This window comes from Mesorhizobium sp. B2-3-5 (genome assembly GCF_006442395.1).
Lineage (GTDB): Bacteria > Pseudomonadota > Alphaproteobacteria > Rhizobiales > Rhizobiaceae > Mesorhizobium.
On the sequence record NZ_VFVX01000006.1, the window covers coordinates 179148 to 203346 of the forward strand.

Below are 24199 nucleotides of genomic sequence, written 5' to 3' on the forward strand. Positions count from 1 at the left end.
GTGAAATGCGGAAGGACCTGCCGTGGGCATTCTGATCGGACTGGTGGTGACGCTCGGCTGCGTCCTTGGCGGCTTCATGGCCATGGGCGGGCATCTGCACGTGCTGGTCCAGCCATGGGAAGCCGTGGTTATCTGCGGCGCTGCCTTGGGCACCTTCCTGGTCGCCAACCCGATGAAGACGGTCAAGGATACCGGCAAGGGCATCCTCGAAGCCTTCAAGCAGGCGGTGCCGAAGGAACAGGACTATCTGGAAACGCTCGGCGTGCTGCACAGCCTGATGCGCGAATTGCGCTCGAAATCGCGCAGCGAGGTCGAGGCGCATATCGACAATCCGGAAGAATCGGCGATCTTCCAGGCCTTTCCGACCGTGCTCAAGAACCATGACCTGATGAATTTCATCTGCGACTACTGCCGCATCATCATCATCGGCAATGCCCGCTCGCACGAGATCGAGGCGCTGATGGACGAGGAAATCCAGACCATCAAGTCCGACAAGATGAAGGCCTATCACGCGCTGGTCGCGGTCGGCGACGGCCTGCCGGCGCTCGGCATCGTCGCCGCCGTGCTCGGCGTGGTCAAGGCGATGGGTGCCCTTGATCAATCGCCGGAAATCCTCGGCGGCCTGATCGGTGCCGCCCTTGTCGGCACCTTCCTCGGCATCTTCCTGTCCTATGCCGTGGTCGGGCCAGTCGCCACCAAGATCAAGACGGTGCGCGAAAAGAAGAACCGCCTCTACATCATCGTCAAGCAGACGTTGCTCGCCTACATGAACGGCGCACTGCCGCAGGTGGCGATCGAGTTCGGCCGCAAGACCATCTCGTCCTATGAGCGGCCGACCATCGACGCGGTCGAACAGAGCACTATGGCCACCGGCGCCGCCGAAAAGAAGGCCGCTTGAGCAATGCACGACAGATCGGTGCCGATACGGTCATGACCAGTCCAGGCAGCCCCGTGCAAGCGCGCTCGCTGATCATCGAGCGCCTGGTCGGCGACAGCGGCGAGGCCGATCAGGTGATCGACGCCGGCCGCGCCATGGCCGAACGCGCCGTACCGTTGCTGCAGAAGGGACTGTCGGGCGAGCTCGGCATTCCCGTGATCGTCGACCTCAGAGCCGTCGAGGTCAGCCGTGTTCCCGAGGCGCGCTCGCGCGCCGGCGAAAATTTCGCCATGACCGTCGTCGGCTCGCCTGCGTCCTCGGACGCGATGACGCTCGTCATCGATGCTCCGGCGATCGCGATCATGGTCTCCACGCTGTTCGGCGGCGATCCGGACATGCCGGCGTCGCCGATCGAGCGCGACCTGTCGCCGATCGAGGCCGATGTCTCGACCATGGTGTTCCAGGAGGTGGCGCAGGCGCTCAACGGGTCGGGGCGGCGTTCGCTCGACCTCCGGCTGCCCGCGCCGCGGGCCCTGTCCGGCATCGAAGCCAGAAAGCATGTGCTGCGCGACGGCGCCGCGATCCGCATCGTCCTTGGCATCTCGACGCCAGTCGACAGCGGCTCCATCACGGTGACGATGCCGCAACGCGTCGTGCTGGCCGGCCGCGATGGCACCGCCCCCGTCGCCGAAGACGATCACGGCGGCAGTTGGCGTGCACGTTTTTCGGAAGAGGTGATGCGCTCGACAGTGGCGCTGGAAGCCACCATGCCGCTGGCGCGGCTGACGCTTGGCGACCTGGCCGGTCTCGAAATGGGGCAGGTCATCGATTTCGAAGAGACAGCGCAGTCACGGGCTCGTCTCAGCGCACGCGGGCAGACGCTGTTCGTATGCGAGTTCGGCAAGCTGGGGCAGAATTACACCGTCCGAATCACGCATCCCTTCGATGCCGGGCAGGATTTCATCGATGGGCTCATGCCGGCTGATGCCGGGCGCGCCTGAGCTTTTGGAGACGACGCATGCGCAAGACCAAGGTAGAAGCAGAGCTCGACCAGCCGGACGAGCAGCTCGACCGCGCCATCGAGGAATTGCGCGGGGTCCTGCACGAAGAAGAGCAGCGTCCCGATGCGGCGTTCAGGGCCGCCGCGGGAGCCAATTCGAGCGTCATCATGAACATCCCCGTCGATGTCCAGATCATCCTCGGCAGCACTGAAATGGCTGTAGCCGATCTGATGGCGCTGCAGAAGGGCTCGACGGTGGCACTCAACCGCCGCATCGGCGAGCCGGTCGACGTCGTGGTCAACGGCCGCAAGATTGCGCGCGGCGAAATCACCGTGCTCGAAAGCGATCCCTCGCGCTTCGGCATCAGGCTGACCGAAATCATCGCCGGCACGAAGGGCGCCTAGACGTGGATCGCGGCACTTGCCGGTTGCAGCTGAGGCGAGGGGCAGCATGACGCCGCTGACGACGCTCACGCGCGCGCAGAAGGCGGCCGCCATATTGGTGGCGATGGGCAAGCCATCCGCCAGCCGCCTGCTGAAATTCTTCAAGCAGGAAGAGCTGAAGGCGCTGATCGAGGGCGCCCGGCTGCTCAGGACCATTCCGCAGAGCGATCTCGAGCGCATTGTCGCCGAGTTCGAGGCGGAGTTCACCGAAGGCGCGGGACTGCTCGATTCCGCCGACAGGATGGACACCATCCTCAACGAGTCGCTGTCGCCCGAAGAGATGAGCGCGATCATGGGCAACAAGAAGCCGGAGGCGGCACCCGAAGGGCCGCCGCCGATCTGGCCCGATCTCGAAAAACTCGAAGCCTCGCGACTGGGCACCTTCCTGGCCGGCGAACATCCGCAGACGGCGGCCATGGTGCTGTCGAAGCTGGCGCCGCAAGCGGCCGCAGGCGTGCTTTTGACGCTGACGAAGCCGATGCGCGGCGAAATCATCAAGCGCATGGTGACCATGGCCAATGTTCCGCCCGCCGCCACCAGGATCGTCGAGAACCGGCTACGCGCCGGCGTGCTGTCGGACACCTCGACCAAGGACACTTCGGCAGGGCAGGCGCGCGTCGCCAGCGTGCTCAATGAGCTGGAAAAACCGCAGCTCGAGGAGGTCCTGCAGGATCTGGAAGCCGCCGGCACACCCGATCTCGACGGTGTGCGGGCACGGCTTTTCGCTTTCGACGACCTGCCGCTGCTTACCCAGAAAGCGCGTGTGCTCTTGTTCGACGGACTGTCGACCGAGCTTGTCACGCTGGCGCTGCGCGGAACTTCGGCGGCACTCGCCGAATCGGTGCTGTCGGCGATCGGCGCGCGGTCGCGGCGCATGATCGAGGCCGAGCTCGGACAGGGTTCGGACGGCGTCCCTGCCGCCGACATCATGGCGGCGCGCAAGACCATCGTGACGACCACCATCCGGCTGTCGCGCGAAGGTGCATTCGAACTTCCCTCGACGCAGAACGCCGCCTAGAGCCGGATGATTTCAGGTCGAATTGACCTAAAATCTGAATCCGGCTCTAAATCAAAGGGTTAGAGCACGATGTCATCCGAAAACCGCTGCACACTTTTCGGCATCATGCTCTAGACATGTCCGACGCCACCGACAAGGACTCGAAAACCGAAGAGGCTACGGAAAAGAAGATCCGCGACACCATCGAACAGGGCAAGCTGCCCCATTCGAGGGAAACCGCGCTCCTCGCCTCCTTCGTCGCCATACTGGTGTTCACCGTCTTCTATGCCAAGGACGCCGTTATCGATCTCGGCATGTTCCTGTCGATGTTCCTCGAGAAGCCCGAAGCCTGGCCGATGGACACCGAGACCGACATCATCGCGCTTTACAAGACCGTCTTGCTGGAAGTGGGCCGCGCCCTCGTCAGCCTGCTGGTGCTTTTGACCGTCGCCGGCATCGGCGCTTCGGTGCTCCAGAACATGCCGCAATTCGTCGGCGAGCGGATCAGGCCGCAGATGTCGCGCATCTCGATCGTCAAGGGCTGGAACCGGATGTTCGGCGCTCAGGGCTGGGTCGAGTTCCTGAAATCCCTTGCCAAGGTGGGCTTCGCCATCGCCGTGCTTGTCTTCGCGCTGTCGGAGGATCACCGCAAACTGCTCGCCGGCATGATCACCAATCCCGTCGCTTTCGGTCTCGTCATCCGCGGCATCGCGGTCGACATCCTGGTTGCCATCGTCTTCGTCATGGGGCTGATCGCGGCGATCGACCTCGTCTGGTCGCGCTTTCATTGGAAACAGGACCTGCGCATGAGCAAGCAGGAGGTCAAGGACGAGTTCAAGCAGTCCGAGGGCGATCCGATCGTCAAGTCGCGGCTGCGCTCGCTGGCGCGCGACCGGGCGCGCAAGCGGATGATGACGGCGGTGCCGCGCGCGACGCTGATCATCGCCAATCCGACGCACTACTCGATCGCGCTGAAATATGTGCGCGACGAGGATTCGGCGCCGCTTGTGGTGGCCAAGGGGCAGGATCTGGTGGCTCTGAAAATCCGCGAGATCGCAAGGGAAAACAACATCCCGATATTCGAGGACGTGGCGCTCGCCCGCTCCATGTACAAGCAAGTTTCGGTCGATAATGTGATCCCGTCGCAATTCTACCAGGCCGTCGCCGAACTGGTGCGGATCATCTACTCGAAGAAGGCTGAGCGCAGACAGATTTCATGAACCGTCAACCGCACGCCAAATCCCGCGAGATCATCGTCGCCAGCGCCATAGAGCAAGTCGTGGCCGAGTTGCGGCTGATCGATGTCGCCGACTACATCGCCTTCATCCGGCTGGAGCATTTCGCCTGCCTGTCGGACCTGGTCGATTCAGCTGCGGAGTTGTTCTTCAATCCGCGCACGCTGAGGCTGGGCCATGGCGGAGAGGCGCATGTCGACTGGAGCGGCAGCCCGCGCATCGTACTGGATCTGGAGCTGCGGCCACCGGGGGTGACCGTCTATTTCCAGCTGACGCTGAGCGAGACCGGCAACTCGGTCGCGGTCAATTACGTGTCGTTCGAAAAACCTGGCGAAGACCCCGAGCACAATACGGCGCTGCTGGAGGCGGTGATCGAACAGGCCCGTATCCGCAGGGTCGAACCACTGGCCTTCTGAACCGGCTCTATCAGACAGCGAACGCTATTCGATCAGGCCAAGCCGCAGTGCCTTGGCGACCGCCTGGTTGCGGTTGACGGCGTTGAGCTTCTGGGCCGACTGGGTCAGGTACTGGTTGGCGGTGTGCACAGACAGTTTCAGGAGCCGCGCAATCTCCTCGCTGGTATTGCCGTTGGCGGTCAGCTTCAGGCACTCGAGCTCGCGCTTGGAGATTGCGCGCATCCTGCCGGTATCACCGGGACGGATGCGCGCGACCGCGGCGAACAGGGAAAAACAGCGGGCATGGATCTCGTAGAGCGCATCCTGCGGCAGGGTGATCTGCGACCCCAGGAAGACGACGAGGCCGCATTGGCCCCGATCGGCGTGGACGGGAAAGGCTATGCCGCTGGTGCCAGGCGTCAGCGGCGCCATCTGTCCGGTCCAGGCGAGATTGCCGAACATGTCGGCCATGGCTCCCACGCCGTCATCCGACCACCAGCGCGGTTCCGTCGAGAGGCGGGTGTGGCGCACGATCTCCTCGCCATTGGCCCCTGAAATGAATTTCGTCGCCACGGCTGTGCCGGGGTAGTCGGAATCAAAGCACGGCACCAGCCGCGCTCGTTCCGGCGACGGGCTGACGAAGAACAGGCCGAAGGCCGAGGCGTTGATGTCGACTGATATCCAGCGGCAGCGGCGCACGGCATCGGGAATGGTGACGGCGTGATGCGTTTCGGAGCCGAGCGTGAAGGCGCCGAACGGGCTGTGCTGCTCGTTGAAAAGGGCTTCAGCGGCATCCTTGATGTCGGCGTGTTTCAAATGATGCCACTCCTGATCGCCGTGGCGATGGCCATCGCACGGTTGCTGGCCGCGAATTTCTGGATGGCGTGGGTGATGTAGCTGTTGACCGTGTTAGAGGAGACGCCAAGGATGACGGCCACCTCATCGGTGGTCTTGCCTTCCGAGACCCAGAAGAGGCATTCGCGCTCGCGGTCCGACAGTGGATCCTGCATCGCCGCGGCGGCGATCAGTTGCGGAATATGCGAAAGCGCATAGCAGCATTTCAGCTGCGCCTTCATCAATGCCGGCTCGTCGATCTGGCCGGCCGTAGCCGCCGAGAACAAGGCGAACAGGCGCTGGCGGCCGACATTCAGCCGCAGCGAATAGATCTCGGCATGGCCGAGCACGTCGAGAAGGCGGGCCTCTTCGCCGGAGACCAGTCCGCCGGCATCCGGCGCTTTGGCCGCCACCAGCGGCTTCGGACGGAAACCGGGCGCGACGGTGAGGGCACCCTGGGCGAGGCTGGCGATCAGCCGCTTGCCGATCAACTCGATGGCATCGAAGATCCAGTTCGAAGAGACGATGCGCGCATCGTTGCGGTCCTGGTCGTGGACGATGGCGACCAGCATGTAGCTGTCGGCGCCGATCTCGGCGGTCAGCTCCATGAAGAAGCTGGTGAGATCACCCCGCGACGCCAGGCGCGAGCCCAATGTGTCGGATTGAAGAGGCGCGGCGGGACTGCTCATCTGCTTCTTTTGGCCGGAATCGATTCTGATGTCCGGATGCTGGAGAGCCAGCCGCCGAACCCTAAAACGCGTTACTTTTACGAGGCACACACGAGGCGCGGGGCCGCGCCCAACCAGACGGAATCCATTCAGGGAACGCGAAGCCGTCCGCGTCTGGCGCCGGAAAATTCCGGAACTTGAGACTTTGGGTGGTCGCCGCGCCCCCCGAGGACCGGCTGATTCGGGTCTAATCTAACCGCAGATGAATCCGACATCAAACGCGATTTGACAAAATCGAATCCGGCGGACTCGGCCTGCGACTCAGGGAGGATTTTCCCGGCTCTCAATGTGCGAAAATCGCCGGAACCGTGCAAGCCGGCCATATCGGCGGCGGCCCCGTTGCGATAGATTCGCGACTGTCGAAGGGGAGGGCACCTTCGACAGTCGCGCGCGCAATCGGCAGGACGGATATGGTCATCCGTGGCGGTTCCGCTCGGCTCCTGGCGAGGTTTGTTTCGGGGGGAAACGATGAGCGATTCATTTCGGGAAGTTATATCCGTCTCGTGGTTCGGGCGGATCAAGCGCGCGGTCGGCGGGATCATCGTCGGCCTGCTGCTGATCGTGCTGATGGTGGTCGGGTTGTTCTGGAACGAAGGCCGCGCGGTGCAGACGGCGCGCTCGCTGGCCGAAGGCGCCGGCGCCGTCGTCTCGGTGGACGCCGACAGCGTCGACGCCGGCAATGACGGCAGACTGGTGCACGTCAGTGGCCCGGTGACCGCGGACGGCGGTCTGTCGGACCCGGATTTCGGCATTGCCGCGCAGGGGCTGCGTCTGTCGCGCACCGTCGAGATGTATCAGTGGAAGGAACAGTCCAAATCCGAGACCACCAAGAAGCTTGGCGGTGGCGAGGAGACGCAAACCACCTACAGCTATTCGCGGGTGTGGTACGACAGCCAGATCGATTCGTCGGACTTCAAGAAGCCGGACGGCCATCAGAATCCGCCGATGGCGATCCACGGCCGCGCCTTCCAGATTCCACGGGGCAAGCTCGTCGCCTTCGATCTGGACAAGCCGGTGCTGGACCGCATCGGCGGCGACAAGGCGTACCCGCTGTCGGCGGATCAGTCGGCGCCGATAAGGGCCGCCTATACCGGGACGAGACCGCTCAGCATCGTCGATGGCAAGATCTATCTCGGCAGCGACAACACATCGCCAGCGCTGGGCGACTACCGCATCGGCTATCAATTGGCGCCGCTTGGCGTGGTCAGCATCGTGGCGCGTCAGGCCGGCAGCCGGTTCGAGCCGTACCAGACGCAGGCGGGCGATGCGCTGCTGATGGTCGACACCGGCACGGTGCCGGCCGGCAAGATGTTCGCCGAAGCGGTCAGCGCCAACGCGCTGATCACCTGGCTGCTGCGTGGTGCCGGCCTGCTGCTGCTGACCATCGGCTTTGCACTGTTCCTCGGCCCGATCGGCGTGATCCTCGACGTCATTCCGTTCCTCGGCAGCATGGCGCGGATGGGGACCGGCATCATCGCCTTCTTCCTGGCGATCCTGGTCGGCGCGGCGACAATCGCGATTGCCTGGTTCTGGTACCGGCCGCTTCTGGCGGCGGGCATCCTGGCCGCCGGCGTCATCGCGGCGGCGGCGGTCTATTATCTCGGACGATCACGCAAGGCAGCCGCGCAGATGGCGACGCCGCCCGCCAGCATCGCAATGTAGCTCGCGAGCAAGGGCGGACCTGCCGCCCCCGCTCCGTCGTGCCTGACATTTTCGGCCTGGATCAGCCGGCAGGCTTACCGGTCCTCGAAACCGGTCAGCACGCCGACGGCGTTGATGCCGATCTCCTCGACGGCATAGCCACCTTCCTGGACGAACAGCGTCGGCAGTCCGAGCCTGGCGATGCGCCGGCCGATCTTGGGATAGTCGGCGGATGTCAGCTTGAACTGGCTGATCGGGTCCTTCTCGAACGTGTCGACGCCGAGCGAGACGACGACGACATCCGGCGCATAGGCGGCAAGCCTGGCGCAGGCGTCCTCCAGCGATGCGTTCCAGGCGTCCCAGCCGGTGCCGAAGGGCATCGGGTAGTTGATGTTGAAGCCTTCGCCCGCGCCCGCGCCGCGTTCATCGGCATGGCCGAGGAAGAACGGATATTCGACCATCGGATCGCCATGCAGGTTGAGAACCTGCACGTCGGCCCGGTCATAGAAGATCTCCTGGGTGCCGTTGCCGTGATGGTAGTCGACATCGAGGATGGAGACACGCTTGGCGCCCTGATCAAGGAACCATTGCGCGGCGACGGCGGCGTTGTTGATATAGCAGTAGCCGCCCATGAAGCTGGCGCCGGCATGGTGACCGGGCGGGCGGCAAAGCGCGAAGGCCGACTTCTCGCCGTCCTTGACCAGACCGGCGGCGCTCAGCGCCACGTCATAAGAGGATTTGATCGCGGCCCAGGTCCCCGCGACGAAGGTGGCGCCGCCATCGAAGGAATAGTAGCCGAGCAGGGCGTCGATGCGCTTTGGCGGCACGTCGCCACGCAGGCCGCGGGTCGGCCAGGTGAAGGGCATTGCCGTGCCCGTGTGGCCCTCAGCCGTCCATTGCGGCCAGACCGTCGGTAGGAAATCAATGTAGTCGGCCCTGTGGACCCGCTTGGCGGCTGCAAGACCGTGCTCGACCGGCGCGATGATCGGCCCGAGCTTCTCGCTTTCGACCCGCGCCTTGATGAACTCGGCACGCGAGGGCTTTTCGAAACCCGGCACGATGGCCGAGGTGACCAGTTCCATCTGGCCGGAATGGCCGGCATGAAGCGGCGAATAGACAGTCTTCATAAAATTCCTCTCGAAGTGCGAAATCAGTCAAGATTGAGATAGGGGTTCACCAGAGCGAGCCACATGGTTTCCACATCGTCCTCGATGAGGTCGAACGTCTTGCGATCCTTTTTCAGCCCCACGAGCCGGCAGACGTGCCCGACCTCCATCATCACCACGCCGAGCCGGCTGGCGATCTTGTCTTCAAGGGCAGGGTTCACATGCTGCAGCCATGCGGCGTAGAGGGCGATGATCTGGTCGTCATATTCGTTCTGGATTGGCCTGAGGTCGGCATTGCCCGATATGGCCTCGATCACCGGCATCAGGGTGGCATTGTCGAGATAGAGCCTGGACGTGTCGGCGAAGAGCTTGCGCACTTCGCGCCGAAACTCTTCGCGGTTGGTGGGAGGGGGTACCTTGATGCGTTTCGCGATCACCTCGGGAAAGGACGACAGCCAGCGCCGCGCGAGGTCCAGAAGAATGGCTTCCTTGTTGGGAAAGTATTGGTAGACCGAACCGACCGACAAGCCCGCGCGCTGCGCAATGGCGAGCGTCGTCGGCGTCTTGGTTCCTTGCTCCCGCGTCAGGATCAGCGCCGCGTCGAGTATCCTGTCGACCACCTTGCTCGACCGTTGTTGCCGCGGCTGCTTGCGTGGTTCGAGCGCTATCCTGGTTTTGCGGTCGAGACTGCGCTTCACTGCTTGATATCCCCGTTCCCCACCCGGTCTCAACACAAGCGGAGGATGCTGTCCACAATACATTCTAGATTCCGCATGTTGACAAACGCGAATAATTAGTCGCATTCTTTTATCCACGCTGTCTTCAGGGATAACAAGGGGAATTTCGAGGACAGCGCGCTGGCATCATTCTTTGTCCCATGGCACTGCTCCAGCGGAGCGGCGGTGGTTGGACGCGGAGTTGCCGGTCTCAGTCAGTCGTCAAAAGCGCGGAGTCGCGATGTCTGTCACGGATGCGGGTCACAATGCGGATCTGGTCGTCATCAATAGTCGTGTCCTGACCATGGACGCCGGCAATCCCAGCGCCGAGGCCGTTGCCGTCAAGGACGGCGCCATCATCGCCATTGGCAGCCGCGCCGCCATCGAAGAGTTCAAGGGACCGGGCACCAGGGTTGTCGACGCCAAGGGCGGTTCGGTGCTCCCGGGGTTCATCGAAGCCCACATGCATCTTTTCTCGGGTGCGGCCGAGCTTGCCCATCTGCAGTTGTCGGGCGTCCACGGCTTCGAGGCGCTGCAAACGGCGATCCGCGACTACGCATCGACACATCCCGACGCAAAAATGCTGGTCGGGCAGGGCGTCGACTACACCGTGCTTGGCGACGAGCGGGTTACGCGCCATCACCTCGACACGATCCTGCCGGATCGGCCCTTCGTCATGGCCGCGCCCGACCACCACACGATGTGGGCCAACACCAAAGCGCTGGACATGGCCGGCATCCTGCATGGTCGCGCGCTTGGCCCGGGCAACGAGATCGTCATGGGCGAGGACGGCCTGGCCAATGGCGAACTGCGCGAGGGCGAAGCCTTCGGCCCGGTGCTCGACCTCGCCGGCGAAAGCCGCGTGAGGCTGGGGCTGGCGACCGGCGGCGAGCCGGACCCGATGCCTTCGGCGGAAGAGCGCGCCTTCGACCGTGACATCATGCGGCGAGGGCTTGCCTGGTGCGCGCGCCACGGCATCACCTCGATCCAGAACATGGACGGCAATCTCTACCAGCTCGAACTGCTGGCCGAGATCGAGGCCGAGGAAGGCTTGCCCTGCCGCGTGCAGATACCGTTCCACTACAAGAATTTCATGACGCTCGACATGCTCGACAAGGCATCCGAGATGGCCGAACGCTTCGACAGCGAGTGGTTGTCATCGGGCCTGGTCAAGGTGTTCTATGACGGGGTGCTGGATTCCTGGACGGCTGTCATGATCGAGCCATATGCCGACCGTCCCGACTGGGTCGGCGAGCCGCTGTTCACGCCGCAACAGTTCATCGACCTCGCCGTCGCCATCGACAAGCGCGGGCTGCAGATCGCGGTACACTCGATCGGCGACGGGGCGGTGCGTGCCGTGCTCGACGGCTACGAGGCGGCGCAAAAAGCCAACGGCAAACGCGACAGCCGGCATCGCATCGAGCATATCGAGGTCACCACCACATCGGACGTGCCACGCTTCGCCGAACTCGGCGTCATCGCTTCCATGCAGCCGCCGCATCCGCCCGGCGCCATGGATTTCCCGCTGGAGCCGACCGTGTCGCGCATCGGGCCGGCCCGCTGGCCGCTGAGCTATGCCTGGCGCACCTTGAAAAACGCCGGCACGCATGTCGTCTTCGCCTCGGACTGGCCGGTCTCGCCGATCGACCCGATCCTGGGCATCCAGGCGGCGATGCTGCGCAAACCCTGGGCAGAAAGCGATCCGGACCAGAGCTTCTCACTGCATGAATCGCTTGCGGCCTATACGGTCGAAGGCGCCTATGCGGAATTCGCCGAAGATCGCAAGGGCATGCTGAAGCCCGGCTACATGGCGGATCTGGTCGTCCTGTCGGCCGACATCGAGAAGACCGCGCCGGCAGACCTGCACAAGGTACGGCCGGCAACGACGATCTGCGGCGGGAAGGTTACCTATGAAGCCTGACCTTGGCATGGGCCTGCCAAGCCTGGAATGACTGACTGAACTGTGATTCAATGCCGGGCTTGCCAACCTACCGGCCATGTGTTCACATCCAACAGGGGAAGAGCTCCGCCAGCAAGAGCGGGGTCAACAGTGAGGCGTAATCGTGCCGGACAAACCGGATCGGAATGCGATTGAAGTAGTAAACGTCAGCAAAATTTTCGGATCGGGTGAGGGGCAGGTTGCTGCCCTCGACAGGGTTTCGGTATCCATCCGCGAGAACGAGTTCTTCACGCTGCTCGGACCGTCTGGCTGCGGCAAGACAACCTTGCTGCGGCTGATCGCCGGCTTCGACTTTCCAACCGCCGGCGAGATCCTGCTTTACGGGCAGGACATCGCGCCGCTGCCGCCCTTCAAGCGACCCGTCAACACCGTCTTCCAGTCCTATGCGCTGTTCCCGCACATGACGGTGGCCGACAATATCGGCTTCGGCCTGGAGATGCTGGGCAAGCCCAAGGCCGAGATCAAGGCGCGCGTCGCCGAGATGCTCAAGCTGGTCAAAATGGAGGCCCTGGCGGGCCGCCGCACAGGCCAGATTTCCGGCGGCCAGCAGCAGCGCGTGGCATTGGCCCGGGCGCTCGCGCCGCAGCCGAAAGTGCTGTTGCTCGACGAACCGCTCTCGGCGTTGGACTACAAGCTGCGCAAGGAGATGCAGATCGAGTTGAAGCGGCTGCAGCATGAGACCGGCATCACCTTCATCTTCGTCACCCATGACCAGGAAGAAGCGCTGACGATGTCGGACCGCATCGCGGTGATGTCGTCGGGCAAGATCCTGCAGGTCGGCTCGCCCTGGGACATTTACGACAAGCCGGCGGACCGTTTCGTCGCCGACTTCATCGGCGAAACCAACTTCCTCACCGCCGCCATATCGGGCATCGGCAATGGCAAGGCACGCGCGACGCTCAAATCGGGCACGACGATCGAAGCAACCGTTGCCGAAGGCTTCCAGCCCAAGGACAATGCCACCGTGGTGGTGCGGCCCGAGCACGCCAAGCTGACGAAGGACAAGGGCGAGCTGTCGGGCATGGTCGACAACATCGTCTATTTCGGCACCGACACGCATATTCATGTCCAGCTTGACAGCGGCGAGGCCTTTACCGTGCGCCAGCAGAATACGCGCAGCGCCGGCTGCGGTTTCGAGCGCGGCGACAAGGTCGGCATCATGATCGGCAACGACGCCGCGCAAGTGCTGAGGGACTGATGGCCACCGCGGAAGAAGTCGCCAAGGCGGCGGAACGGCGCGATGTCCGTGACCGCTGGCTCTTGTCAGCGCCGGCGCTGCTGGTCATTTTCCTGGCCGCGACCGGCCCGTTGCTGATCGTTCTCGTCTATTCCTTCCTGACGCCCGGCGCCTATGGCGACGTGAAATGGCAGTTCTCGTCCGACGCCTGGACGTCGGTGCTCCTGGAACGCGATATTTTCGACGATACGCTTTCGCTCGCGGCGGCGCATGTCACTATCTTCCTCCGCTCCATCAAGCTTGCCGTCGTGACGACGATCGCCACTTTGGCGCTTGGGTTCCCGACCGCCTATTTCATGGCGACACGCAGCGAAAAGACCCGCGACCTCTGGCTGTTCCTGATCACGATCCCGTTCTGGACCAACCTTCTGATCCGCACCTTCGCCGTACTGCAGATCATTCGCAACGAAGGCATCATCAACACGATCCTGTTGAAGCTCGGCATCGTCTCGGCGCCTGTCCAGATCCTCTACACCGACACGGCGATCCTGATCGGCATGGCCTATGTCTACCTGCCGCTGATGGTGCTGCCGATCTATGCCAGCATGGAGAAGCTCGATTTCCGGCTGGTCGAAGCCGGCTACGACCTCTACGCGACGCGTTTCCGGGTGCTGCGGCGCATCATCTTCCCGCTGGTCAAGCCGGGCGTCATCGCCGGTTCCATCCTCGTCTTCATTCCGGCCCTCGGCGCCTATGTGACGCCGAGCGTGCTCGGCGGCGGCAAGAACATGATGCTGTCCAACCTCATCGAATTGCAGTTCGGGCAGGGCCGCAACTGGCCGCTCGGCTCGGCGCTGTCGATCACCGTGATGATCATCGTCATGGTGGCGCTGCTTGCCTATGTGCGCAATGCCGGCAAGTCGGGGGTGCGTCATGGCTAGCAATTTCTCGATCAAGCACCAGCCGGGTTTCACCGCGATCGCGGCGACCTGCTTCGTCGTGCTTTACCTGCCGATCGCGGTGCTGGTGATCTATGCCTTCAATGCGGCAAGCTCGACGTCGGAATGGGGCGGCTTTTCGCTGAGATGGTTCCAGTCGGCATACCAGAACACGCAGGTCATCGACGCAACGCTGCGTTCCTTCCAGATCGGTTCCATCGCGGCGGTGCTGTCGACCATCTTCGCCACCATGGCGGCGCTCGCCACCACGCGCACCGCCTCCTATCCCGGCCTCACCTTCAAATATGCGGCGATCAACCAGCCGTTGATGGTACCCGAGATCGTCACCGGGGTGGCGCTGCTGATCTTCTTCTCGCGCATCAAGATCTTCACCGGCTATTCCGGCCTCGGTTACCTGATCGCCGCGCATACGGCGTTTTGCATTCCCTTCGCCTACCTGCCGATCCGGGCGCGGCTGGAGAATATGGACCTGACGCTGGAGCGTGCCGCCGCCGATCTCTACGCGACGCCGTGGAAGACCTTCCGCCGCATCACGCTGCCGCTGTTGTGGCCCGGCATCCTGGCCGGCCTGATGCTGGCTTTCGTCATCTCGCTCGACGACGTCGTCATCACCGAGTTCGTCAAATCGGGCGGTCAGGACACGCTGCCGACCTACATGCTCGGCCAGATCCGCCGCGGCATCACACCCGAGATCAACGCGATATCGACCGCCTTCCTGCTGCTTTCGGTCGCGATCGTCACGTTGTTTTTCTTCGTCAGCAGGAAACGAGACTGAAACCGACAATGGGAGTTAAAACCATGAACTGGAAGACAACAGCAACCGCCATGGGGTTGGCGTTGCTCGCTTCGACGGGCCTCGCCCGCGCCGACGGCGTGCTCAACATCTACAATTGGGGCAACTACACCAGCCCTGACGTAATCAAGAAGTTTGAAGCCAAGTACAACGTCAAGGTCACGATCACCGACTACGATTCGAACGACACCGCGCTCGCCAAGGTCCGCCAGGGCGGCACCGGCTTCGACATCGCCGTGCCCTCGCAGACCTACGTGCCGATCTGGATCAAGGAAGGGCTTGTGCTCGAAACCGACCCGGGCAAGATGGAGAACTTCAAGAACGTGGCGCCGGAATGGGCCAATCCAGATTTCGATCCCGGCCGCAAATATTCGGTGCCGTGGGCGCTGGGCACGGTGGGCGTCGTCGTCAACACCGATGCCTACAAGGGACCGGCCGACAGCTGGGGCATCATCTTCAACACGCCCGACGAGCTGAAGGGCAAGGTCAACGTCGTTCCCGAGATGAATGACGTCATCTTCGCCGCGATCAAATATGTCGGTGGCCAGCAGTGCACCGACGACAAGGCGGTGCTGAAGAAGGTGCGTGACACGCTCGTCGCGGCCAAGCCGAACTGGATCGCCATGGAATACAACACCATCGAGAAGATGGGCGCCGGCGACTTCAAGGCCACCAGCGACTGGAACGGCTCTGCGCTGCGCCAGCGGCTGGCCAATCCGGCCATCCACTACAATTATCCGAAGGAAGGCTATGGCCTGTGGAGCGACAACGTCGTCGTTCTGAAGGAAGCCAAGAACGTCGAAAACGCCAAGCTGTTCCAGAACTTCATCATGGATCCGGAAAACGCAGCCGGCCTCTCGGCCTTCCACCGCTACGCCAACGCCATCACCGGCTCGGACAAATACATGCCGGCCGACATGAAGGATGCGCCGGAAGTCGTCATTCCGGCCGCCGCGAAGCCACAGGGCGAATTCCAGAAGATGTGTGCGCCTGAAATCCAGGACATCTACACCAAGATCTGGACCGAACTGCAGAAGTAAGCTTCGAACGCTTCGTCCGAAATGATTGCAGCCGGGATCGACAAAACGTCGATCCCGGCTATGAGCAGCACGTTGTCTGCGTATTTGCGGATAACATTACAGGTTAGAAGGAAATATTGCCGTGAATTTGAGATTATCCGCCGCCACTGCGGTCCTGGCCCTGTTGGCCGCGACCGGGTTCGCCAACGCCGAGGGTGCGCTTAACATCTATAATTGGGGTAATTACACCAGCCCCGACGTCATCAAGAAGTTCGAGGAGAAATACAAGGTCAAGGTCACGATCACTGACTACGACTCCAATGACACGGCACTCGCCAAGGTGCGGCAGGGCGGCAGCGGCTTCGACATCGCCGTTCCCTCGCAGACGCACCTGCCGATCTGGATCAAGGAAGGGCTTTTGCTCGAGACTAATCCGGGCGGCATGGAGAACGCGAGGAACATCGCGCCCGAATGGGCCAATCCCGAGTTCGATCCCGGCCGCAAATATTCCGTTCCGTGGGCTTGGGGCACGGTCGGCACCGTGGTCAACACCAGCACCTACAAGGGTGACATCAATACTTGGGGCATCATCTTCGATACGCCGGATGAGTTGAAGGGCAAGGTCAACGTCGTTCCTGAGATGAAGGACGTCATGACCGCCGCGATCCGCTATGTCGGCGGCGAGCAGTGCACAGCCGACAAGGAAGTGCTGAAGAAGGTGCGGGACCTGTTGGTTGCGGCCAAGCCCAACTGGGTTGCGATGGAGTACAGCGCCATCGACAAGATGAAGGCCAGCGATTTCCAGGCGTCCACCACCTGGAATGGGGCAGGACTGCGCATCCGGCTGGCGCGTCCTGAGGTCCACTTCGGCTATCCGAAGGAAGGATTCACCTACTGGAGTGACAACGTTGTCGTGCTGAAGGACGCCAAGAACGTCGAGAACGCCAAGCTGTTCCAGAACTTCATCATGGACCCCGAGATCGCGGCCGGGCTTTCCGCCTATCATCGCTATGCGAACGGCATTGCCGGGTCGGAGAAATTCATGCCGGCCGATATGAAGGATGCGCCCGAGATCATCATCCCGGACGCCAGCAAAGCGCATGGCACGATGGCCATGATGTGCTCGCCTGAGGCGGATGCGATCTACACCAAGATCTGGACCGAACTGCAGAAGTAAGCTGACCCTCGGAGCCCGGCATCGCATGGTGCCGGGCTCCCATTTCAGGCTGGTGATGCCATGAATTCCTACCGCAACAGCGATCCGCGGCCGCCGATCATGCAGGGCTCGCCGCCCGCCATGGTGCCGCCAAGGCTCGACTGGGACCGGCCGCCATGGAACCGCTGGACCTTCCAGCACATCAGGGAAATCCTGCCGACCGCCGAAGTCTGGCGCGGCAATGGCCACCGCCACCGTATCGAACGCGCCGAAGTCGATCTCGACGGGCTGACGGTCGAAGACAGCGAGGGCAGACCTTCGACGCTCGCGGGGTTGCTGGACGAGACCTATACGGACGGCTTCCTGGTGCTCAAGAACGGCAAGATCGCCTATGAGCGCTATTTCAACGGCATGGACGAGCGCACGCTGCATCTGTCGCAGTCGATGGCAAAATCGATCACCGGCGCGGTGTTCGGCATATTGGCCGGGCGCGGGCTGATCGATCCCACCCGGCCGGTCACGGATTATCTGCCGGAGCTTGGCGCCACGGGTTGGGCCGGCGCCAGCGTCCAGCACGTGCTCGACATGACGACGGGCGTGCGCTTTTCCGAGGACTATACGGACCGCTATTCCGAGATCGGCCAGGTCGATGTCGCTGCCGGCTGGAAGCCGGTACCGCCTGGCAGCGATCCGGACTTCCGCTGGCCATCGCACATGTTCGAGCTGATCCTCGGCTTGAAAGACACGGTCCGTCCGCACGGAGCAAAGTTCGAGTACCGCTCGATAGAGACCGACGTGCTCGCCTTCATCATGGAGCGGGTGACCGGCAAGCGGCTGGCGCAGCTGGTTTCGGAAGAGCTCTGGCAAAAGCTTGGTGTCGATGAAAGCGCCTGCTTCACCGTCGACGGCGCCGGCTATGCGCTCGCCGATGGTGGCTTCAACGCCACGCTTCGCGACTATGGCCGCTTCGGCCAGATGATCCTCGACAATGGGGGCGGCATCGTGCCGGCCGTCTGGATCGAGGCGACGCGCAACGGTAGGCATGGCCCGGATTTCTCCGCCAGCATGCCGGAGGGCAGTTACCGCAACCAGTTCTGGATCGAGAATCCCAGCTCGCGCGCGCTGATATGCCGGGGCGTGTTCGGACAGATGATCCATATCGACTGGAATACAGGAATGGTCGTGGTGAAGCTTTCGACCTGGCCGGATTTCAGCAATCTCGCCTATTCCATAGCAACGCTGAAGGCCGTGCACGCGATCGCCGCCGCCCTGCGCTCAGCCCCACGAGAAACGACCTGGAAGGAAAACGCCATGACCGGCAAGACCGCGTTCGAGACCCGCTACGGCTTCCGCCGCAACGAGGTGCTGCTCGCCAACTGGCGTGAAAATCCGTTCAACCGATGGTCGTTCCAGAACCTCGGCGAACTGGTTCCGACCGCGCGTGTCACCGCAATGCCTGGTGCCGCCGAGGAGCCGGTGCGAGACCTCGGCGGCCTGCTGGGCGAGAAAGTTTCGGTCGCCGGCGCGCCGGAGACCGTGCACGAATTCCTCGTGCGTTCCAGCACCGACGCGCTGACGGTGATGAAGAGCGGCAAGACCGTCGGCGACTGGTTCGCGCCGCATATGGATTTCGGTGCCCGTCACATCATCTTCTCGATCAGCAAGTCGGTGACCGCCATCATCGCCGGCATACTGGAAGGCGAGGGTGCTTTCGATCCGGAAGCGCCGGTAACGCAATACATCCCGGAGGCCACCGGCTCGGCCTATGGCGAGGCCAGCGTGCGGCATGTGCTCGACATGAGCGTCAGCCTCGATTTCGAGGAGGCCTATCTCGATCCGGAAAGCGCCTTCGCACGCTATCGCCGCGCCACGCTATGGAACCCGGGCGGCGGCACGGAAAGCCTGCGCGAATTCATCCTGACCCTGCAGCGGCTTGCCGAGCCACATGGTCAGACCTTCCGCTACCGTTCGCCCAATTCCGACCTGCTCGGCCTGCTGCTTGAACGCGCTTCCGGCCGGCGCTTCGCCGACCTGATGCGCGACAGGCTGTGGCTGCCGCTTGGCGCCGTCAGCGAAGCTTCGATCGGCGTCGACATGGAAGGCACGGCGCGCACCGCCGGCGGCATTTCGGTGACGCCGCGCGATCTCGCGCGCATCGGCGAGATGATGCGGCAGGGCGGCACCGCCAATGGCCGGCGCATTGTGCCGGAGGCGTGGGTGCGCGACACGATCAGCATTGGCGGCAGTTCGGAAGCCTGGCAGCGCGGTGCGATGCTGCCGCTTTTTCCGCAGGGCCGTTATCGCAACAAATGGTACCAGTCGGGCAAGCCGAGCGGCGCCTATTGCGGCATCGGCATCCATGGCCAGTGGCTCTATGTCGACCCGAAGGCGGAAGTGGTCATTGCCAAGATGTCGTCGCAGCCAGAACCGGTCGATGACCCGCTTGATCTCGAAATCGTCGCTTTCTTCGAGGCGCTGACGCGATTGGTCTGAGCCGTTAGGCGCGGTCAGCTGCCGCATGGTTTCTTGTGGACCGCCTGCGACGGTTGAAAACGTCGCGGTTGGCGGGGCATGCATCTGCGCCTATGGTCGCCGCTCTTTTCGACGACAGCAGGAACGACATGGCATCCGACATCAAGCGCATCGCAGCCATCATCGCAGCCGAGATCAAGGCGCGGCCCGAACAGGCGGCCGCGGCCATCGAACTGCTCGACGAGGGCGCGACGGTGCCCTTCGTGGCGCGCTACCGCAAGGAGGTGACGGGCGGGCTGGACGACACGCAACTGCGCGACCTTGCCGAGCGGCTCGCCTACCTGCGCGAGCTCGACGCCCGCCGCGACACCATCCTTGGATCGATCCGCGAACAGGGCAAGCTGACGGAGGAACTCGAAGCCAAGATTGTCGCCGCTGCTACCAAGGCGGAACTCGAGGACATCTACCTGCCTTATAAACCGAAGCGCCGCACCAAGGCCGAGATCGCCCGCGAGCGCGGATTGGGACCGCTGGCCGGGGCCATCCTGGCCGACCGCTCGCTGGTGCCCGCCAAGGCGGCGCTGGCCTATGTCACCGGGGAGGTGGCCGACGCCAAGGCGGCGCTCGAAGGCGCCCGCGACATCCTCTCGGAGCAATTCGCCGAGAATGCCGATCTGGTCGGCAAGCTGCGCGGCTACATGAAGGAACGCGCCTTCTTGCGGGCCAGGGTGGTCGACGGCAAGCAGGAGGCCGGCGCGAAGTTCTCCGACTATTTCGACCATGTCGAGCGCTGGGCGACGGTGCCCAGCCACCGCGCGCTGGCCATGCTGCGCGGCCGCAACGAAGAGGTGCTGTCGCTCGACATTGAGGTCGATGCCGACGATGCTTCGCCGGTGAGGCCGGTCGAACGGATGATCGCCAATGCCTACGCGATCGGCGGCAGCCTGCCGGGCGACCGTTGGCTGATGGACGTCGCGGGCTGGACATGGCGCATAAAACTGTCGCTGCACCTGACGCTCGATTTGATGCGCGATCTGCGCGAGCGGGCCGAGGAAGAGGCGATCCATGTCTTTGCCCGCAATCTCAAGGATCTGCTGCTGGCGGCTCCCGCCGGCTCGCGGCCGACGATGGGGCTCGATCCCGGCATCCGCACCGGCGTCAAGGTCGCCGTGGTGGACGGCACCGGCAAGCTGGTGGCGACGACGACGGTCTATCCGTTCCCGCCGAGGAACGATGTGCGCGGCACGCAGACGGAACTCGCCGCGCTGGTCCGCCAGCACAAGGTGGAGCTGATTTCGATCGGCAACGGTACCGGCAGCCGCGAAACGGAAAAGCTGGTGGCGGACATGCTGTCCGACATGCCCGCCGGCTCAGGCCCCAAGCCGCTCAAGGTGATCGTCAGCGAGGCAGGTGCCTCGGTCTATTCGGCATCGGCGACGGCGGCGGCCGAATTCCCCGGCCTTGACGTATCGTTGCGCGGCGCGGTGTCGATCGCGCGGCGGCTGCAGGATCCGCTGGCCGAACTGGTCAAGATCGAACCGAAGTCGATCGGCGTCGGCCAGTACCAGCACGATGTCGACCAGTACCGGCTCGGACGTTCGCTGGAAGCGGTGGTCGAGGATGCGGTCAATGCCGTCGGCGTCGACCTCAACACCGCCTCGGCGCCGCTCCTGGCGCGTGTCTCGGGGCTTGGCGCGTCGCTCGCCGACGCCATCGTCGCGCACCGCGACGCGACGGGACCGTTCGCCAGCCGCAAGGATCTGCTCAAGGTGTCCCGCCTGGGACCGCGCGCCTTCGAGCAATGCGCCGGCTTCCTGCGCATTCCGAACGGCAGCGAGCCGCTCGACGCCTCGGCGGTGCATCCCGAAGCCTATGGCGTGGCCAAGAAGATCGTGGCCGCCTGCGGGCGCGATGTGCGCGCATTGATGGGCGACAGCGCCGCACTCAAGGCGCTCGATCCGCGCGTCTTCGTCGACGAGCGTTTCGGCCTGCCGACGGTCCGCGACATCCTGGCGGAGCTGGAAAAGCCCGGCCGCGACCCGCGCCCCGGCTTCAAGACCGCGACCTTCGCCGACGGCATCGACGACATCAAGGATTTGAAGCCCGGCATGCTGCTCGAAGGCACGGTGACCAATGTCGCGGCCTTCGGCGCCTTCGTCGATATCGGCGTGCACCAGGACGGGCTGGTGCATGTCTCGCAGTTGGCCGACCGGTTCATCAAGGACGCGCATGAGGTGGTCAAGGCCGGCGACGTGGTCAAGGTGCGCGTCGTCGATGTCGACATCAAGCGCAAGCGCATCGGGCTCTCCATGCGCAAGGACGGCGGCGAGGGCGACGGATCGAGAGGGCCGCGCGACAATGGTGGCGGCAGGCCCGCGCCACGCTCGCCAACGCCTCAGCGCCAGCCCGAGCGGCCGGCCCAGCAAGGCGCATTCGGCGCGGCGCTGGCGGACGCGCTGAAGCGCAAGTAGCTACCAGGCCAGAACAGCCGGCTCCTTATCAAGCTGGGCCAGCAGCCAGTCGCGAAAACTCGCGACCGGCGGATAGCCGCGCTTGTCGTGGGGGACAACGAGGTAATAGGCGCTGCGGCTTTGCATGGGCTGGCCGGGCGCGGTCACCAACTGGCCGCGCTGCAATTCGCCGGCGATGAGCAGCAGCGGCAACAGCGCCACGCCGAGCCCCGCCATGCAGGCCTGGGCGGCGGTGCCGAACTGCTCGAACTGCATGCCGGGGCCCGTCGGCGCGCTCAGGCCCTGGTGCTCGAACCATTCGGTCCAGGCGCCGGGGCGCGTCGCCATGTGCAGCAGCGGCAGGCGACCGATATCGGCCGGCGTGGCGATGGCGCGGCCGGCGAGGAATTCGGGCGATACCACCGGCGCCACCGTCTCGCGCACCAGGAGAGTCGAGTCCGCTTCGGGCCAGTCCGGCAGGCCGTAGTGGATGGCGGCATCCAGCCTTTCCCGGGCGAAGTCGAAGCGGCCGACACGGGTGACGAAGTTGATGGTGATGTCGGGATTGTTCTCGACGAAATCAGGGATCATCGGCATCAGCCAGCGCGTGCCGAAGGTCGGCAATATGGCAAGGTTCAGGATGCCGCTATGCCGATTGCTCATCAATCCAAGCGCGGCGTCCCGCAATTGGCCAAGCGCGGCGCGCACCGCCTCGGCGTAGATTTCGCCCGCAGCCGAGAGCCGGACATTGCGGCTGTCGCGCTCGAACAGCCGGCGGCCGAACTGGTCTTCCAGCAGCCTGATCTGCCGGCTGACAGCGCCCTGGGTCAGGTCCAGCTCCTGCGCGGCGGCGGTGAAACTGCCAAGACGGGCGACGGCCTCGAAGGCCGCAAGGGCACCGATGTTCGGCAAAAGGCGACGCTGGACACTCATGATCTATTCCTAACGCTCATTGATCGATGAAGCAATTTCGTTTGATTTTTTCAGGCCGCGGGCCGATAAGCCGGGCTTCACTTGTTTGAGGATCGAGAAGCCATGGCCGCCGACAAGAATGCATTCGTCTGGGAAGACCCGTTCCTGATCGAGGACCAGCTTTCGGAAGACGAGCGCATGGTGCGCGACGGTGCGGCCGCCTTCGCCGCCGACAAGCTGGCGCCGCGCATCGAGGACGCCTACCTCAACGAGACCTTCGATACCGCGATCTTCCGCGAAATGGGTGATGCCGGCCTGCTCGGCATCAATATTCCAGAAGAATTCGGCGGGCTTGGCGCCAACTATGTCACCTACGGACTGGTCGCGCGCGAAGTCGAGCGCGTCGATTCCGGCTATCGCTCGATGATGTCGGTGCAGTCGTCGCTGGTGATGTATCCGATCCATGCCTATGGCTCGGACGCACAGCGCAAGAAATACCTGCCCAAGCTCGCCAGCGGCGAGTGGATCGGCTGTTTCGGCCTGACCGAGCCGGATGCTGGCTCCGATCCTGGCGGCATGAAGACCCGCGCCGAGAAGACCGCCAACGGCTACAGGATTTCCGGCTCCAAGATGTGGATTTCCAATGCGCCGGTCGCCGACGTGTTCGTCGTCTGGGCGAAGTTGAAGGGCGAGAACGGCAAGGACGAGATCCGTGGCTTCGTGCTGGAGAAGGGCACGAAGGGCCTTTCGGCGCCGAAGATCGGCGGCAAGCTGTCGCTGCGCGCTTCGATCACCGGCGAGGTGGTGATGGAAGGCGTCGAGGTCGGCGAAGACGCGCTGCTGCCCAATGTCTCCGGGCTGAAGGGCCCGTTCGGCTGCCTCAACCGGGCCCGGTTCGGCATTTCCTGGGGCTCGATGGGTGCGGCGGAAGATTGCTGGCACCGCGCGCGCCGGTATGGCCTGGACCGCAAGCAGTTCGGCAAGCCGCTGGCCGGCACGCAGCTTTATCAGAAGAAACTCGCCGACATGCAGACCGAGATCGCGCTCGGGCTGCAGGCATCCTTGCGCGTCGGGCGCCTGCTCGACGAAGGCAAGATGGCGCCGGAGATGATCTCGATCGTCAAGCGCAACAATTGCGGCAAGGCGCTCGACATCGCCCGCCAGGCCCGCGACATGCATGGCGGCAACGGCATCCAGATCGGCTATCACGTCATGCGCCACGCGCAGAACCTGGAGACGGTGAACACCTATGAAGGGACGCACGACGTGCACGCGCTGATCCTGGGACGGGCCCAGACGGGATTGCAGGCGTTTTTCTGAGCCAGGCA

The 24199-nt window shown here is 63.6% G+C and carries 21 protein-coding genes and 1 pseudogene; 17 read left to right on the forward strand and 5 right to left on the reverse strand.

Going from position 1 to position 24199, the window contains the following annotated elements; all coding sequences use genetic code 11:
- Positions 1-22: 22 nt before the first annotated feature.
- The 6 genes from motA to FJ958_RS10240 all read left to right on the forward strand — a co-directional run bounded on the left by motA (position 23) and on the right by FJ958_RS10240 (position 4969).
- Positions 23-898 carry a flagellar motor stator protein MotA gene (gene motA, locus FJ958_RS10215; protein ID WP_140607197.1) on the forward strand — a complete coding sequence of 292 codons (876 nt, stop codon included), beginning with the start codon at positions 23-25 and terminating at the stop codon, positions 896-898.
- A gap of 32 nt (positions 899-930) precedes the next feature.
- The gene (locus FJ958_RS10220) at positions 931-1878 is read left to right on the forward strand and encodes a FliM/FliN family flagellar motor switch protein (protein WP_140742237.1); all 948 of its coding nucleotides are present in this window, start codon (positions 931-933) and stop codon (positions 1876-1878) included.
- A gap of 17 nt (positions 1879-1895) precedes the next feature.
- On the forward strand, positions 1896-2282 hold the full coding sequence (gene fliN / locus FJ958_RS10225; RefSeq protein WP_140607196.1) for a flagellar motor switch protein FliN: 387 nt from the start codon (positions 1896-1898) through the stop codon (positions 2280-2282).
- 46 nt (positions 2283-2328) lie between these two features.
- On the forward strand, positions 2329-3339 hold the full coding sequence (locus tag FJ958_RS10230) for a flagellar motor switch protein FliG (RefSeq protein WP_140742111.1): 1011 nt from the start codon (positions 2329-2331) through the stop codon (positions 3337-3339).
- A 116-nt stretch (positions 3340-3455) separates the two neighbouring features.
- The gene (flhB, locus tag FJ958_RS10235) at positions 3456-4538 is read left to right on the forward strand and encodes a flagellar biosynthesis protein FlhB (RefSeq protein WP_140742113.1); all 1083 of its coding nucleotides are present in this window, start codon (positions 3456-3458) and stop codon (positions 4536-4538) included.
- Positions 4535-4969, forward strand: a complete 435-nt coding sequence (locus FJ958_RS10240; protein ID WP_140742115.1) for a hypothetical protein — start codon at positions 4535-4537, stop codon at positions 4967-4969. Before flhB ends, FJ958_RS10240 begins: the two co-directional genes overlap by 4 nt.
- A 24-nt stretch (positions 4970-4993) precedes the next feature.
- On the opposite strand, the gene FJ958_RS10245 is transcribed toward FJ958_RS10240, so the two are convergent.
- Positions 4994-5764, reverse strand: a complete 771-nt coding sequence (locus tag FJ958_RS10245; protein ID WP_140742117.1) for a helix-turn-helix transcriptional regulator — start codon at positions 5762-5764, stop codon at positions 4994-4996.
- Positions 5761-6471, reverse strand: coding sequence for a helix-turn-helix transcriptional regulator (locus tag FJ958_RS10250; protein WP_140742119.1), 711 nt, complete (start codon positions 6469-6471; stop codon positions 5761-5763). The genes FJ958_RS10245 and FJ958_RS10250 overlap by 4 nt, the downstream gene beginning before the upstream one ends.
- 507 nt (positions 6472-6978) lie before the next feature.
- Here FJ958_RS10250 and FJ958_RS10255 point away from each other — a divergent pair.
- Positions 6979-8172, forward strand: a complete 1194-nt coding sequence (locus FJ958_RS10255; RefSeq protein WP_181176350.1) for a TMEM43 family protein — start codon at positions 6979-6981, stop codon at positions 8170-8172.
- A 74-nt stretch (positions 8173-8246) separates the two neighbouring features.
- On the opposite strand, the gene FJ958_RS10260 is transcribed toward FJ958_RS10255, so the two are convergent.
- Both FJ958_RS10260 and FJ958_RS10265 read right to left on the reverse strand, forming a co-directional pair.
- Complete coding sequence (locus FJ958_RS10260) at positions 8247-9278, reverse strand: histone deacetylase family protein (protein ID WP_140742123.1); 1032 nt, start codon at positions 9276-9278, stop codon at positions 8247-8249.
- A 23-nt stretch (positions 9279-9301) separates the two neighbouring features.
- On the reverse strand, positions 9302-9955 hold the full coding sequence (locus tag FJ958_RS10265) for a TetR/AcrR family transcriptional regulator (RefSeq protein ID WP_140742125.1): 654 nt from the start codon (positions 9953-9955) through the stop codon (positions 9302-9304).
- 259 nt (positions 9956-10214) lie between these two features.
- Between FJ958_RS10265 and FJ958_RS10270 the strand changes: the two genes are divergently transcribed.
- The 9 genes and pseudogenes from FJ958_RS10270 (at position 10215) to FJ958_RS10310 (ending at position 21980) form a co-directional block, all read left to right on the forward strand.
- Entirely contained in the window at positions 10215-11894 is a 1680-nt protein-coding gene (locus FJ958_RS10270; protein ID WP_140742127.1) for an amidohydrolase, read from the forward strand.
- Positions 11895-12036: 142 nt separating this feature from the next.
- On the forward strand, positions 12037-13131 hold the full coding sequence (locus FJ958_RS10275; RefSeq protein WP_140742129.1) for an ABC transporter ATP-binding protein: 1095 nt from the start codon (positions 12037-12039) through the stop codon (positions 13129-13131).
- Positions 13131-14051, forward strand: a complete 921-nt coding sequence (locus FJ958_RS10280; RefSeq protein WP_140742131.1) for an ABC transporter permease — start codon at positions 13131-13133, stop codon at positions 14049-14051. The genes FJ958_RS10275 and FJ958_RS10280 overlap by 1 nt, the downstream gene beginning before the upstream one ends.
- Positions 14044-14844, forward strand: a complete 801-nt coding sequence (locus FJ958_RS10285) for an ABC transporter permease (protein WP_140742133.1) — start codon at positions 14044-14046, stop codon at positions 14842-14844. The genes FJ958_RS10280 and FJ958_RS10285 overlap by 8 nt, the downstream gene beginning before the upstream one ends.
- A 23-nt stretch (positions 14845-14867) precedes the next feature.
- The gene (locus FJ958_RS10290; RefSeq protein ID WP_140742135.1) at positions 14868-15902 is read left to right on the forward strand and encodes an extracellular solute-binding protein; all 1035 of its coding nucleotides are present in this window, start codon (positions 14868-14870) and stop codon (positions 15900-15902) included.
- Between the two features lie 121 nt (positions 15903-16023).
- Positions 16024-17058, forward strand: coding sequence for an extracellular solute-binding protein (locus tag FJ958_RS10295; RefSeq protein WP_140742137.1), 1035 nt, complete (start codon positions 16024-16026; stop codon positions 17056-17058).
- A 60-nt stretch (positions 17059-17118) separates the two neighbouring features.
- A pseudogene (locus FJ958_RS10300) lies at positions 17119-18309 on the forward strand (serine hydrolase); the annotation flags it as partial.
- Between the two features lie 39 nt (positions 18310-18348).
- Positions 18349-19530, forward strand: coding sequence for a serine hydrolase (locus FJ958_RS10305; protein ID WP_140742239.1), 1182 nt, complete (start codon positions 18349-18351; stop codon positions 19528-19530).
- A 128-nt stretch (positions 19531-19658) separates the two neighbouring features.
- On the forward strand, positions 19659-21980 hold the full coding sequence (locus tag FJ958_RS10310; protein ID WP_140742139.1) for a Tex family protein: 2322 nt from the start codon (positions 19659-19661) through the stop codon (positions 21978-21980).
- Here the strand turns inward: FJ958_RS10310 and FJ958_RS10315 are convergent, their stop codons facing one another.
- A complete protein-coding gene (locus FJ958_RS10315) occupies positions 21981-22892 on the reverse strand; it encodes a LysR family transcriptional regulator (RefSeq protein WP_140742141.1) in 912 nt (303 codons plus the stop codon).
- 102 nt (positions 22893-22994) lie between these two features.
- Here FJ958_RS10315 and FJ958_RS10320 point away from each other — a divergent pair, with 102 nt between their 5' ends.
- A complete protein-coding gene (locus tag FJ958_RS10320; RefSeq protein ID WP_140742143.1) occupies positions 22995-24191 on the forward strand; it encodes an acyl-CoA dehydrogenase in 1197 nt (398 codons plus the stop codon).
- The last annotated feature ends 8 nt before the right edge of the window (positions 24192-24199 follow it).

What these genes read in the sequence shown, in the direction of transcription:
- FJ958_RS10220 (WP_140742237.1), top strand. Translation starts at nt 931, where the DNA reads ATGACCAGTCCAGGCAGCCCCGTGCAAGCGCGCTCGCTGATCATCGAG.
- fliN (WP_140607196.1), top strand. Translation starts at nt 1,896, where the DNA reads ATGCGCAAGACCAAGGTAGAAGCAGAGCTCGACCAGCCGGACGAGCAG.
- FJ958_RS10230 (WP_140742111.1), top strand. Translation starts at nt 2,329, where the DNA reads ATGACGCCGCTGACGACGCTCACGCGCGCGCAGAAGGCGGCCGCCATA.
- flhB (WP_140742113.1), top strand. Translation starts at nt 3,456, where the DNA reads ATGTCCGACGCCACCGACAAGGACTCGAAAACCGAAGAGGCTACGGAA.
- FJ958_RS10240 (WP_140742115.1), top strand. Translation starts at nt 4,535, where the DNA reads ATGAACCGTCAACCGCACGCCAAATCCCGCGAGATCATCGTCGCCAGC.
- FJ958_RS10250 (WP_140742119.1), bottom strand. Translation starts at nt 6,471, where the DNA reads ATGAGCAGTCCCGCCGCGCCTCTTCAATCCGACACATTGGGCTCGCGC.
- FJ958_RS10255 (WP_181176350.1), top strand. Translation starts at nt 6,979, where the DNA reads ATGAGCGATTCATTTCGGGAAGTTATATCCGTCTCGTGGTTCGGGCGG.
- FJ958_RS10260 (WP_140742123.1), bottom strand. Translation starts at nt 9,278, where the DNA reads ATGAAGACTGTCTATTCGCCGCTTCATGCCGGCCATTCCGGCCAGATG.
- FJ958_RS10270 (WP_140742127.1), top strand. Translation starts at nt 10,215, where the DNA reads ATGTCTGTCACGGATGCGGGTCACAATGCGGATCTGGTCGTCATCAAT.
- FJ958_RS10280 (WP_140742131.1), top strand. Translation starts at nt 13,131, where the DNA reads ATGGCCACCGCGGAAGAAGTCGCCAAGGCGGCGGAACGGCGCGATGTC.
- FJ958_RS10285 (WP_140742133.1), top strand. Translation starts at nt 14,044, where the DNA reads ATGGCTAGCAATTTCTCGATCAAGCACCAGCCGGGTTTCACCGCGATC.
- FJ958_RS10290 (WP_140742135.1), top strand. Translation starts at nt 14,868, where the DNA reads ATGAACTGGAAGACAACAGCAACCGCCATGGGGTTGGCGTTGCTCGCT.
- FJ958_RS10305 (WP_140742239.1), top strand. Translation starts at nt 18,349, where the DNA reads ATGACCGGCAAGACCGCGTTCGAGACCCGCTACGGCTTCCGCCGCAAC.
- FJ958_RS10310 (WP_140742139.1), top strand. Translation starts at nt 19,659, where the DNA reads ATGGCATCCGACATCAAGCGCATCGCAGCCATCATCGCAGCCGAGATC.
- FJ958_RS10315 (WP_140742141.1), bottom strand. Translation starts at nt 22,892, where the DNA reads ATGAGTGTCCAGCGTCGCCTTTTGCCGAACATCGGTGCCCTTGCGGCC.
- FJ958_RS10320 (WP_140742143.1), top strand. Translation starts at nt 22,995, where the DNA reads ATGGCCGCCGACAAGAATGCATTCGTCTGGGAAGACCCGTTCCTGATC.